Source organism: Collimonas sp. NPDC087041 (genome assembly GCF_044745265.1).
Classification (GTDB): Bacteria; Pseudomonadota; Gammaproteobacteria; order Burkholderiales; family Burkholderiaceae_D; genus Collimonas.
In genome coordinates this window covers 65781-79026 of sequence record NZ_JBIUZX010000017.1, presented here as the reverse complement: position 1 = coordinate 79026, position 13246 = coordinate 65781, and the positions used below count along the sequence as shown (strand labels likewise).

Annotated in this window: 8 protein-coding genes; 3 read left to right on the top strand and 5 right to left on the bottom strand. The window is 47.2% G+C overall.

The annotated features are described in order from the left end of the window. Positions 1 to 331: 331 nt before the first annotated feature. The 5 genes from ACIPF8_RS23040 to bamE form a co-directional block, all read right to left on the bottom strand. A complete protein-coding gene (locus ACIPF8_RS23040) occupies positions 332 to 1906 on the bottom strand; it encodes an OmpA family protein (protein ID WP_400425851.1) in 1575 nt (524 codons plus the stop codon). 345 nt (positions 1907 to 2251) lie between these two features. Further along, on the bottom strand, positions 2252 to 3067 hold the full coding sequence (locus ACIPF8_RS23035; protein ID WP_400425849.1) for an OmpA family protein: 816 nt from the start codon (positions 3065 to 3067) through the stop codon (positions 2252 to 2254). Between the two features lie 100 nt (positions 3068 to 3167). After that, a complete protein-coding gene (locus tag ACIPF8_RS23030) occupies positions 3168 to 6470 on the bottom strand; it encodes an ESPR-type extended signal peptide-containing protein (RefSeq protein ID WP_400425847.1) in 3303 nt (1100 codons plus the stop codon). Positions 6471 to 6843: 373 nt separating this feature from the next. Next, positions 6844 to 7257 carry a transposase gene (locus tag ACIPF8_RS23025; RefSeq protein WP_400425846.1) on the bottom strand — a complete coding sequence of 138 codons (414 nt, stop codon included), beginning with the start codon at positions 7255 to 7257 and terminating at the stop codon, positions 6844 to 6846. Positions 7258 to 7414: 157 nt separating this feature from the next. Continuing rightward, on the bottom strand, positions 7415 to 8311 hold the full coding sequence (gene bamE, locus ACIPF8_RS23020) for an outer membrane protein assembly factor BamE (protein ID WP_400425844.1): 897 nt from the start codon (positions 8309 to 8311) through the stop codon (positions 7415 to 7417). A gap of 530 nt (positions 8312 to 8841) precedes the next feature. Between bamE and ACIPF8_RS23015 the strand changes: the two genes are divergently transcribed. From ACIPF8_RS23015 to ACIPF8_RS23005, 3 genes are read left to right on the top strand one after another with little or no spacing between them, the layout of a single operon-like run. Further along, positions 8842 to 9588, top strand: a complete 747-nt coding sequence (locus ACIPF8_RS23015) for a response regulator transcription factor (RefSeq protein ID WP_400425842.1) — start codon at positions 8842 to 8844, stop codon at positions 9586 to 9588. Next, positions 9551 to 10873, top strand: coding sequence for a FecR domain-containing protein (locus ACIPF8_RS23010; protein WP_400425840.1), 1323 nt, complete (start codon positions 9551 to 9553; stop codon positions 10871 to 10873). The genes ACIPF8_RS23015 and ACIPF8_RS23010 overlap by 38 nt, the downstream gene beginning before the upstream one ends. 7 nt (positions 10874 to 10880) lie before the next feature. Beyond that, on the top strand, positions 10881 to 13208 hold the full coding sequence (locus ACIPF8_RS23005; RefSeq protein WP_400425838.1) for a CHASE2 domain-containing protein: 2328 nt from the start codon (positions 10881 to 10883) through the stop codon (positions 13206 to 13208). Positions 13209 to 13246: the final 38 nt, after the last annotated feature.

The following is a 13246-nucleotide window of genomic DNA, read 5'->3' as shown; positions in this document are numbered from 1 at the left end:
CTGGATACGGCCGCATCAGTTCAATGACGGACTCGCGCCGGCAGTGGCCGAAGAAAAACTTAAGGCAGTGTCCGGGATTACTTGACCACTACAAAATACCCTTAACTACCCCTGAAATTATCCCTGGCCGGTTCTTCGAAACATCGTCGGCAAATTGAGCGTCAAACTCAAACCAAGCCCAAAACTCAGAACGGACTTACACTAACCTTAAAGCGCATGGCCAGCGCTAAAAAGCGTGGCCGGTGGCAAAATAAATTTGCCCCGGCCATTTCTTAATTTACATCATTTTTTGTTTACTGCGTCTTAAAATATTTTGTCAGCCGCAGAAAAATCACTTAGTTTCGTTAAATTCAATACGACGATTTTGAAAACGACCGCTTGCAATATCGTTATCACCAATTGGCTTGGAATCGCCATAAGCCTTAGTCGTGAAAGTAGCCAGGGCGATGCCCTTCGATACAAAGAAATCACGAACGGCATCAGCACGCTTTTGCGACAACTCCATATTGACGGCCGATGATCCTACGTTATCGGTGTGACCGCCGATTTCCATCTTGGCACCTTTGGCACAATCCTTAATCGCTGTCACAGCCTTAGCAAATTCTAGCGCGTCCTCTTTAGGAATTTCAAACGATCCGGAAGGGAAGTTGAACGAATATATATTCATGACGGCCACTACGTCTGGAGTAGTGCACACCCCAGGCTTAAGATTGCTTAAAGCAGTCTCAAATTGCTGTTTGTGATCCGCAAGAGCTTCTGACAAATCAAACATTGACACTTTATAAGCGCTACCAAAGAGGGTCCTGGTTTTGTCCAATAAACCGAGTTTCGGATCAGTTGCGCCACCTCCGAGCTCTATGTTGTTATTCTTTATAGCCAACTCTACATTTGGCATCTTGAGCCCGCCCAACAAATCGGGAAGTTTACCGAGCCAATCAGCAGGTTGAGCAGTAGAGGCAACCACTATGTGGGCTTCCACTCCATCGCCATAGTTCTTTTTCAAGTCTTCCAAAATGGCGCTCTTCTCCTCTTCGCTCCCGACGGTAGCAGATACATTTGCTTTGCCATCCTTATCTGTAACCAGCGTGAGTCCAGGTGCAACGGATGCCGACGCAACGACTGTCTGTGCAACCGGTTCGATGGCAGAGGTCGGGGACTTGTTGCAGCCTCGCAAAAAAAACAACAAGCCAATCAGGGCCAACAGCAGCAGAACCCACCACCACTTTTCCAGGCTTCCCTTTTTATTCGGTGTAGAACCAGATTTGGCACTTGGTTGAACAGTTTGAACCACATGTGGTGTAGCGACATGAAGAGCTGCCAACGTATTATTTAACCTGCTTTCGATGCTATTAAAAAATGCTGCTGTGCTGCCCACTCCCAGCGCAGCCCAAACATCTTCAGGCAGCCGTCCTTGAATAAAAGGGATCTGATGCGCTAGTGTTGAAATAAATAGATGTTGTTGACTTTTTCCTGTTTGAAGGTAATTTTTCACTAAACCTAATAGAGTAGCCGTGGTCAAGGCAGCCATTGGGGCCACTACATTAACTGCCGTATCAGTATGTAAGGCCACGGCTTGAATTACATTGCCAGTTTTATCACCCAACAAATGTGCAGTTTGTTCTGTTCCAATTTTAAGCAAATTGCTAACCGAAGTCGGATTGGCAAATACAAGAGGCAAATTTGTAACTATGCTCGCGTCAACTTTAGACCACATAACCGATGAATATAATGCGTGTGCGCCATCGACCGTATCAGCACGCTTTGCCATCCAACCGATTAAAGTCGGTACTAAAGTATCAACGATGGCTTTAGCTTTGTTCACTTCTATACCAAAGTGTGAGCTCGCGAGCTGAATGACTTCCACGCCAAATGTGGCTTGTGTATGTTGCAGCAAATTCAAATTCATATGCATTTTCCCGAACAAAAATATGTTCAATTTAACAACTATTAAATTGCAAATAATACAAATAAACTCAACATGTTGAACACATTGGAATATTTATTACGAATAGATAAAACAGAAATTTGGAAAATGAATAAAGAAACTCAAAGAATTAATACAAATCCGCATTGATTCAAAATGCGGCTACCTCATTAAGTTTTCTGGATCACCTGAATAATTTTTCCAGGAGCAGAAACATCAGTTTTAAAGCATTAAAATTTAAAAAATTCAATTGCAAATTAGTGCAAACGTCCTTGCAAATCTTTTCAGTCCGCGTGACTACTATCCACGCGGACATTAAATGAATTATTACTGTTCGCCGACCAACTCGATCTCTACTCTACGATTGGGTTGCAGACATTTCACTAGCTGCGGCGTTACATTGTTTCCCGCACACTCTGTAATTGGGTGAGCAGCTCCTAAACCCGTTGCTTGAACAAGTTTATCGTCAAGACCATTCCTGATTAAATAACTACGAACCGTTTCCGCTCTCGCTTTAGACAACGTCAAATTATCTGCTTCCGAGCCAATCCGGTCGGTGTAACCAGCCACATTTACAGAGGACAGCGAAATTGAGTCTTGTTTGATATGAGTGACAAGTGCGTCGAGTTTTTCACGCCCAGGAACCTTTAAATCATTGATTCCTGATTTACCAAAAGCAAACAGGCCACTTTCTGAAAAGGCTATATGACTACGCGTTGGCGGAATTGGCGCCACCGAAGCAGCCTTTTCTTGTGGTGGATTGACGTAATTTTCGCAATCAGCATTTTTCCAATGCGTCGACTCAACGCGATCTTTGGAATCAAATTTAACTTTATATTGGCAAGTAACATATTCGTTACCTTTGCCAGTATAGAAATTAAACGCATAATTCCATTCATGTACACCAAATATTCCTTCGCTGAAATGAGGGCTCCCTAACTCTAAGCGAACCTGGTCCTTGTTCAAGCTTTGAGTAATGCGTTTAACATGATCCGGTCCAATGAAATCACCTGTCTTCAAATACGAGCTATCGAGAGCCGGGAAATTCTCCTCAGTCGTGCTCGCGGCGGAAACAGTAAAGCACGCACTGGTTAATAAAACGACGCATATTGCGCGACCAAGAATGTTGTATGAATGTTGCATATATAAATCCTGAGAAATGACAGCAATAGAAAATGGAATTAGGCTAAGAAAATCGCCAGACGCCACTTAAGACGTCTGACCGTAACTTCTCTTCTTTTGCTTAGTTAATAATCCCAGATACGCCGACGCGCGCTGCAACACCGCCAGTGGTGGCTCCAGAAACACCCCCACTAATACTCCAACGCCCGTTGTCCGCTGTACGCCGCAAAGATACGCCCACTGCACTCTGGTTTTGGTAATAACCGTAGCCGGCCGCGTAAGTGAACTTACCAGCGACGTAGGGCGCAGTTTCCAACGACATTGCTGCAGCTACACCCGCATAGGCTCTCTTCGCAACATCATTAATATTGTTCTGCAACTGCATAACCATCCCATTTGTGTACTGATTGGCTTGCTGTACAGCACTTCCTACACCAGAGTTAAGTTGCGCAACATTTACAGCATCTGTACTTTGAGAACCTGCAGCAACGTTCGTAATCTGACGTTCAGCTCCTGCACTACCAACAGAAACAGAACCTGCAGAGGTTTGTGGTGCGCTTACATAGGCGGCAGTGTAATTAGACTGGGCTCCTCTGTTATCTACAGAATTAGCGCCAATAGCTACGCCATTAGCCGTCTGGGCTGAAGCTTGTGATCCAATGGCAACACCACTTGTTGCGGCCTGTTGTACTGTGGCGCCATTGCCAATACCGACACTATTCGAGGCATTAGTGATTGTGTTAGGCCCCACCGCCACTGAGTTACTGCCAACGGCAAGCGAATCAGCAGCTGTTGAATTGGCATGAAAATATTTGTCCGCGGAATTTATAGACGAAATACTTACTTGACTGATAGCAGCTTGCAACTGAGCGACATTCACAGCATCCGTAGATTGACTACCACCGGCAACGTTAGTGATTTGCCGCTCAGCGCCGGCGGCTCCAACCGAAACAGCCCCGACAGATGTTTGCGGCGCTGCCAAGTAGGCAGCGGTATAATTTGTTGAAGCCCCTCGACTTTCTATCGAGCCAGCCCCCAACGCCACACCATTAGCCATTTGCGCTTGAGCTCCGGCACCTAATGCCGTTGCACCAACTCCTGACGCTTGAGAAGTAGAACCCAAAGCTGAACTATTTGCTGTCGATGCACTTGCACCAGCTCCCGAAGCAATTGATTGAGCACCGCTTGCAGTCGCATTCGGCCCAATCGCCACACTATCGGTACCCGTCGCACTGCTATCTGGCAATGTCGAATTGGCATGAAAATATTTAATACCCCCACCATTATTGATATTGGTAATGGTTGCACTCAGGTTATCAATTGCCGTGTCTGTAGCATACAGTTGAGAGCCATTCACAGCATCGGTACTAGTCGCACTGACACGTCCCGCTGCGACGTTAGTAATGGTCCGCTCACTACCTACATCACCAACACTAACGGTGCTAGTAGGAGTTGTTCCGGCATATTTATAAGCTACACCATTGATAGTAGTACCGGTTGTAGCAACGGCTGCCGCAGTATTGCTGTTTGCACCTAATGCAACATCGTTTGCATTATTCGCTTGCGCCCCAGTTCCCAAAGAAACACTGCTAAGTCCCGCTGCTCCGGCACTATTCCCGATGACGACCGCATTGTCAGCTCCAGGAGTCGTGAACGTACCGATACTGACGGTATTATTGGCAGCCCCCCCAGGACCCGCATCTAACCCAATTGCTACATTTCCTGTGCCATTTGTGTTCTGACCAGCAAAACTACCAACCGCCACGTTGTGAGCACCTGTCGAACCATTACCAGCTCCGAATCCATACGAGGCATTGTAGCTACCAGTAATACTTTGTCCGGCTTGATAACCAACTGCTGTATTTCCTGTCCCCGCAACGTTTTGGCCTGCGGCGTTACCAACCGCTATATTGGCAAAATTGGTTGCAACTCCGCCAGTACCCGCTCCAGTACCAATAGCAAGTTCACTTTGACCTACGGCGGTTGCCCCGTCCCCCATAGCAAGAGAATCTTGCGAACTAGCAACCGCACCAACTCCGGCGGCTATTGCATTCAGACCTGTTGCACCAGTATTGTTGTAATTGGCACCCTGCGTGCCCCCATCATTGACACTGTAATAATGCACAGCACCGGCAGTTGCAGCCGCGGAAACAGCTTGCAACTGTGCAACGTTGACTGCGTCACTGTTTAGGGTACCAGCGGCAACGTTCTGGATTTGGCGTGTGTTACTTGTACTACCAACTGATACAGGAGCAAGTGTCCCTACTGTAGTAGCCGCAATCGCCGTAGCCTGCGCCGCAGTGGCACCGGCAGGAACATAACCAACCCCATTTGCAGTTGCGCTAGCTACAGAATTACTACCCAACGCTACGCTATTAGCAGCCAACACGCTGCTGTTATTACCCAATGCCACAGCGCCATCGGTACCTACCGCGGCTGTGACGTTGTTGCCGACCACAAAGGTGTTGTTTGAAGCAATGTTATTATTGTTACCAATTGAATACGAGCCTGATCCAGTAACCGTGCTCGGATCACCGAAAGCACCGCTGCTGGCACCGCTGACGTTGCTGCCGACACCCATCGCGATCGAGTTAGAACCACTGCTCGTCGCACCCAAGCCAATGGCGATGCCGCTGGTGGCAGTTGCGGTTACCAAAGACTGGCCGCCGATGGCGATAGCGTTAGCCGACAGCGCCTGCGCCCCACCAGTTGGGCCGTTCGTGCCGATAGCCGTCGCACTGGTCCCAGCCGCCGTAGTTCCTAGACCCAGCGCAGTACTATTTGCACCCGAGGCATTCGCCAGAGCACCCAAGGCTGTCGCCGTAAACCCCGAAGCTGAGCTCAAAACACCTACCGCCGTGCTGTAGTCAGCCGAGGCGACGCTCTGGTCACCAAAGGCCGAGCTGTAGTTTCCCTTCGCCGAGCTGAGAACACCAATCGCTGTGCTCCGCAGGCCGCTTGCGATCGTGAGCGGGCCGATCGCCGTCGATTCGCCCACAGCCGAAGCAGCATTGCCGATAGCCACGTCACCATTGAACAGCGTCGGGGAGTAGCCGATAGATGTCGTAGCGCCATTTCCAAGAGCGACCGAATTTTGTGACTGGGCACTGGCACCGACTCCAACTGCCACTGCATTTGTGCCGGTGGCACTTGCCGCAGTGCTAGATGCACCACCACCAATTGCGACAGCACCAGTAGCGCTGGCAGTTCCATTACTACCGCTAGCTGCGTATTGGGCAAACGCCGCGCCTGGTAAAAAGGCAGCAACAGAAATTACCAAGGCAGCATGGATGACAGTAGCATTGCTCGACTGACCACTAGCCATTGACGCCCCCTTGGACTTCCCCTTGCTGCGGGTTAATTCCGACACGGCAACCCAAGCGCCCAAGGTCGAACTCCAGATAATACGAAATGCGTTATTCATGATATCTATCCTCAATGTTAATAATTTTTATTTGCAACTTACCCCGAAGAAACCAACTTTCTCGAATGAAAGTTTTATTGTATTTTTTTCTTGTTTTGTGTGATAATCAGGCATTTTTACATTTAAATCTTTATTTTTTTTATAAATTAACAATCGTTGACAATCAATGTCTTATATATACAATCTCCAACATCCGTCAATCGTGTAAAAACTAGATTGCATTTGCCATGAGAAACAAAATCGCACTCGCGTCCACGTGTGTTTTTGGGAGAGCCGAAAAAGGTATTCCTTCACAAAAGCCCAATCCCCTTTTTCCGCCACTAATATTAATTACCGGGCTCGTAGACGCTCGAACCATGTAAATAGCATTGGCCTACAATGGAATTGCGCTTTGATCTTTATTTGTTATTCCCTTATAGATTGCCTTTTGATTTCTTCTATAGATCTTTTCTCTGATTTTCTGCGTATAACGATCCGCATAATCTGCAATCTGTGAAAGCATCAATGCCAATGCCGGTTCTGCAATACGACTTCCCGCCAAATAGCGCCAGAAATTAGCTTCATTCCAACGCCTGAATCGCATGTAAGCTGCATTCCAATTACCATATTCTGGAGGCAAATTACACCAATTCGAATTTTTAGACACGACCCACCAAACCGCTTCAATAAACAAACGATTATTTTGGCCTCGAGCACCTGCGTCACCCTGCTTTCCAATCAATATTGGCCCAAGCACCTCCCATTGATCATCTCGAAGTTTCATCTCATATTCCTGAACAGAATTCATTACAACTTTCCAATGAAAATTAAAGACCACATACCGACCCTCACCTGAGGGAGCTAAGAATCATTATTCAAAATTTTCTGAACTTATCGTCGCCGCAAAATGACGAAGGTGGAAAATAAATCATTGTTCTACCTCCTATGTAGTTAAATCATTAAAATTAGTCTTCCCCAACTATTTCAATCTCCACGCGGCGATTTGATCGTAGGCAATCCAACAGCTGCGGGGTCTCGACATTCCCTGGACATTGAACCAAAGGTTGGTCATCCCCCATACCCGCGACACGAATCAGCGCTTTATCAATTCCGTATTGCGCCAACAATTCTCTGATCGTATTTGCACGTAATAGCGACAACGTTGCTTTGCGCGCGGCAGTGTTTAGTCGATCCGTATATCCACTGACAAGAACATAATGGAGCGACTTGAAATTCCTCTTAATGTCCAATGCCAAACGCTCAATCTTTGTGCGGCCAGCAGGTAGCAAATCAACCTGCGCCCCTCCATCTAACCGAAACAAACTATCTGCATCAAATATCACCACCTCTGGAGCTACGAATGATCTCAAAGCAGGAAGTATCTTGACCTTCGGCGGATTTACTTGCATGTCGCAATCCGGATCCCTCCAATATGTGCCAGCAACCAACATGTCAGCGTCAAAACGCACCATATATTGACAAACAACAGATTCATTACCATCGCCATTACGGAAATGAAAAATATAATTCCACTCCCGAACACCAAACAATCCTTCATTAAAATGCGGAGATCCAAGCATTAAGCGAACTTGATCTTTATCCATACCGACTTGCATCGTACGAAGTACATAAATGCTCGGAAATGTGCCTTGTCGCCACTTAGCCGAATCAATCGCGGGGAAGTCATTGTGATTTGGTAATGTAGAGTTACCTTTCATGACTTCAATCTGCTCCGTCGGAGCATGCGTCCGCTCAATTTCGCCGCACCCCCCTATAAATAAAACGCAAAGTGATAACGCAAAAAAACGAACTGGCATTACAACTGGCATCAGCACAATATTCTTCAAACGGCGCAGCCCCATGATCAAATCCTCTTTGAGTAAATTGGATATCTACTATCAGCAGCTAAGAATTCCCGAATCACGTAAGCTGCTAACACTTATAAAGTAGACCATATTGACGCAAAGTGACGTTATTTCTATCGACCTGCTGTTTCAACGAATTTTGATGTGAATGAATGTTATAAAGAAAATTAGTCGTAGCGATTTTTTTGCGAGAATTCATCAGAATTGATGCATATTTAGCACTATTTTGTTGCCCCAATGAATTTTCGCCGCTCTGCACTTTTTGCTCTCAGAGCAAAAAATCTGACAAATTCTCGCAAAATGAACTCTGCAAAGTGCATTGTTTGTACTATCCGGGCCTTGAGCTATTGGGCAATGAAGAGCATTAGTCTCCTTCTCAAGCCACCTCAGATAGCCATCAATGCGATTGAGTTTTCTTTTTTCTGTGCGAAATTTGTATAAATGCTATACGTAGCTCACTGTAGAAAATTGCATAGGAATGCGAGATACAATCGTTACATTCATCCTACTCAACTAAAGTGGCACTAATGCGCATTGCCGTTCTTGAAGATGAACCAACCCAAATGGAGCATTTGGTCTATACGCTCGAACACCAACTTTTGCTTAGTGAAGAAAATGTTTCGTGCGTCACTTTCGAGCGCGGAGAAGCATTGCGCAGAGCCCTTAGGCGCGAGACTTTCGATCTACTAATCCTAGATTGGAACGTACCAGACCTTGATGGTGCAAACCTGCTGCAATGGCTGCGTCAGCAGCAGCAAAGTGATGTCCCCGTCATCATGCTTAGTTCTAGGTCATCACAAAATGATGTCGCCGAGGCATTAGGATTTGGTGCTGACGATTACCTTGTTAAGCCACTTAGGCCATTAGAATTGATTGCGCGAATTCAGCGTCTTCTGCTTAGAAATCGTCGGCCGAAGGCGCAGCAATCCATAGAGCATTTTGGTGACTGGGTGTTTGACAGACCGTCGCTAAGTGTACGTATCGAACGGCCGAATGACACTCAACGCTTTGATTTGACGGAGCGTGAATTTAGACTCGCGCTGGCGCTGTTTCGAAAACTTGGCCAATCAGTATCGCGAGCCTATTTGATGGAAAGTATGGGAAATGACGGCGAACTATCTACTCGAGCTCTAGACAGTCAGATCTATCGGTTGCGCGCCAAACTCGGTCTTTATGCAACCCGTGGCTTACGTCTTCAAACAATATACGGACAAGGTTACCGACTAGAGACAACCGATGACGAAAATCAAGCCCCCTCCCCGCCGGCCACTTAATTCAGCAAACGAACGACGGTTAAATTGTCGTCTTAGCAATATCTCAAGAAAGGGTGTCCTGACACTCTTGATGATTGCAACGCCTGCCTTTGCGCAGGCGCAAGGTGAGCAAACTCACGTGGTGCGACCAGGTGAAACACTGTGGGATATTTCCCACCGTTACCTCCAATCCCCTCTACATTGGCCTGAAATACAAAGGGACAATGCTGTTCCAACCCCAGAAAAATTGCGACCAGGAAAAATACTTCTACTTAATGGAGAACTGGCGGTGGTGGCTGAGTTATCAGGCTCAGCTTGGCTCAAACGAGGTGAGGATTCACAAAAACCTGTCGCTATAGGAGCGCGTATTAATGCAGGGGATATTCTAGTCACAGCTCAAGATTCATTTATGAGTCTAAGGCTTCCTGATGGAAGTCGAGTTGTCATGCCGTCCAGTAGCGCAATTAAAGTATTGGCAATCAACGGCCAACTGGTGCGATTCCAACTGCTCAATGGCCGCTTGGAATCTCATGTGGAAAAACAAAACGGGAGACATTTCGAGATACGTACTCGGACCGCAGAACTGGGGGTTCGCGGGACTCATTTTCGAACACGCGATGAGGACGGAATTGAAGCCGTTGAGGTCATAGAAGGTGAAGTGGAAGTCAAGGAAGTCGGAGCATCGAGCCAGAATCTTGTTTTGGATGCTAGGCATGGTACGGTATTAATTGGAGAGAACTCCATGCAATCGCAGCCGTTGTTGCCGGCACCACAATTGATTGAGACAAATGTAGGTAGGCAGGTTCTTATATCTCCTCTGGAAGGCGCAACCAGTTATCGTCTTCAACTCGCTCACGACGATCGCTTCATTCAGTTGGTGTATGAAGATCGCTCTTCAGCCCCCAATTTCAATCTACCCACCACACTTGAGCGAGGCTTTTATCACTTACGCCTAACAGCCTTTGATGCAAGAAAGCTTGAAGGCTTAAACGGTGACAGTCTAATCCACTTACCGAATGCGCAATCACAACAAAGCAGCGTGCAGCCCAATGGCAATGGACTCTACGATATTCGTTGGCCATCGCGCGCAGGACAACGCTTCATGTTCGAAATGGCACGAACGGAGCGATTTTCACCTTTACTTGCTCATCAATTGGTCAGTGATGCCAGCGGTGTGACAGTGGGCCCATTGCTAGTTCCAGGTCGATATTATTGGCGTAGCCGCGAAGTACCCGATAATTCAGATGAACCGGCGTCCAACACTGCAGCTTCATTTAGCGGTAGCTTTACGGCATCCACACCTTGACACCACAATGAAACATCGCTTCCTGATCGAATGGTTATTGATCGCACTGCTACTACCTCCGGCGATGGTCTGGTTTGACCATCAACCAGGCCTAATACAGGCGGATTTGGCGCTTTATGACAAGCTACTTAGCTTCGATGTACATGAACCGTCGGCCAACATTCTTTTGATCGCAATAGATAATCGTAGCATGTTGGAATTAGGTGACTGGCCCTGGCCCCGCCGATTGCATGCTCAGCTGTTGGAACGTTTATCCAAGTACTCCCCTCAAGCCGTTTTACTTGATTTATTTCTTGACGAACCTGCCCCGGACCCAGAGGATGACAAGCAATTGACCATTGCTATGCAACAGCTCCCCGTATTTCTTCCTTTGCGCTATCTCGAGCCAAACAGTGTTACAACAAGCCCTCCCCAATTCATAGCCCCGCAGCCTATCTTTGCTAAAAACATCAAGGGAACCGGACATGTTGATATAACGCCAGATGTCGATGGCATTGCACGGCGCTTTTTTCGATGGGAAGGCCCTCCTAAGCAATTGCATCCATATATAGGTTGGATCATTGCATCACTGAGCCATCCTCCCTCACTCACAAAAAAAACAATGCCTGAAGAAAATGGGTGGCAGAGACAGACGCCCTTTGGCTTTGCACTTGCGGGCCCTGCGGGAACCTACAGGACTGTTCCTTACTCAAGCGTCCTTCGCGGTGAGGTTCCCGCAGAACTACTCCGTGGAAAAATTTTACTGATCGGCGCAGTGGCGAGCTCTGGCTTGAATGATGAGGTTCCTGTTGCCGGCATAGGCCCACAAATGCACATGTCTGGTATCGAGCTTAACGCAAATGCCATTGACGTATTGAGCCAAGACCGAGCAATAATCTTCCCACATAATTGGCAAATTTTTACATGGATCACATTGCCAATTTGGATTGTACTAGTGCTATTTCTACGTATCCCACGGAACGCTTTAGCAATTACCTTTGGAGCGGCAGTAGGATTGATTGCACTTAGTACAGCTAATCTAGTATGGAATCACGTCTGGCTTCCACCTATAGCGCCACTGCTGGGAGTTTCCATTGCATATTTTTTGTGGAGTTGGCGGCGACTCAATGCATTGCTGATGTTCTTCCAAGATCGAGTATCTGCCTTGAATGCCATCCCTGCAGGAGCATTTGAGCCCGTGCTTCACGTCGATTCGCCCAAACTCGATACGGTTGAAAATCAAACGCAAGCTCTAGATCGTGCAATAGATCGGCTGTCGCAAATGCAGGCTTTGCTGAGTGAAGGTTTATGGCAGATGCCAGTAGCAGTACTGATCTGTCATGATGACGGCAAGATAACCCAAAGCAATGCGGCGGCACAGATATTAATATCTCCCGCCCAGATACCATCAGAGCTCACGGACGATCCGTTAAGCGGACACAGTCTGCCTCAACTACTTCAAGACATTACGGAAACTCATCAGAAAAATTTAGAGGTACCGAATGCGGCAGTACATTGGTCGCGTTCACTGAAAGGCGAATATACAACCCGGCATGGCGGGGTATTTCGATTACGAGCCGCTCGACTCGATGATAGCAAAGCAACCTCACCAGCATGGTTGGTTGTGCTCCAAGATCTTACAGTTGAACGTCTGACACAACGTAAACGTGAGCAATGGCTCCGCTTTGTATCTCACGATCTTCGTAGTCCTCAAGTTTCTATCATTAGTCTGCTAGACCTTTATGAACAACCCAGATCTGGAGTTAACACGCAACGCTTGGTTCACGATGTGCGACGTGAAGCCCAGCGTACTCTAAGACTGGCCGAAAGTTTCATGGACATGGACGCAGCGGAGTCCAACAACTACCGATTCATAGAAATGCAAGCGGGCACGATTGTGCTAGATGCCATTGACCAAGCATGGCCATATGCAAAGGTGCGAGATATCTCATTGATCCCTTCCCTGAGCGACAACGACTGTCTGGTTCGGGTCGATCCTGTGATGTTGACTCGCGCCTTACTCAACATATTGAATAATGCCATACGCCATACCCCCCCAGGAGGTACGGTCAATCTTTGTGTGGACATAGATAATGAAACGACAGAAATAATTGTAGCGATACGTGACGAAGGCGAAGGTATCGAACCCCAAAAATTAGGGCAACTGATATTGAATCGAAGCATACTGCACGATACTGTTTCTGACGACACTCGACAACCGGTGCGCAACCGCGGTTTAGGCCTTGCAGTAGTACACACTGTAATTAAACGGCACCATGGATGGCTCGATGCCTATAGTGCTCCAGGTGCTGGAACAACCTTTTTAATCGGCCTACCATCCCGCGAAAACGAATAGTGCCAATGCTTGAACCAATTCTTCTTAATATACTTCGT

Coding starts and splice junctions, on each gene's coding strand:
- ACIPF8_RS23040 (WP_400425851.1), bottom strand. CDS start 1,906: ATGAATTTGAATTTGCTGCAACATACACAAGCCACATTTGGCGTGGAA.
- ACIPF8_RS23035 (WP_400425849.1), bottom strand. CDS start 3,067: ATGCAACATTCATACAACATTCTTGGTCGCGCAATATGCGTCGTTTTA.
- ACIPF8_RS23030 (WP_400425847.1), bottom strand. CDS start 6,470: ATGAATAACGCATTTCGTATTATCTGGAGTTCGACCTTGGGCGCTTGG.
- ACIPF8_RS23025 (WP_400425846.1), bottom strand. CDS start 7,257: ATGAATTCTGTTCAGGAATATGAGATGAAACTTCGAGATGATCAATGG.
- bamE (WP_400425844.1), bottom strand. CDS start 8,311: ATGGGGCTGCGCCGTTTGAAGAATATTGTGCTGATGCCAGTTGTAATG.
- ACIPF8_RS23015 (WP_400425842.1), top strand. CDS start 8,842: ATGCGCATTGCCGTTCTTGAAGATGAACCAACCCAAATGGAGCATTTG.
- ACIPF8_RS23010 (WP_400425840.1), top strand. CDS start 9,551: ATGACGAAAATCAAGCCCCCTCCCCGCCGGCCACTTAATTCAGCAAAC.
- ACIPF8_RS23005 (WP_400425838.1), top strand. CDS start 10,881: ATGAAACATCGCTTCCTGATCGAATGGTTATTGATCGCACTGCTACTA.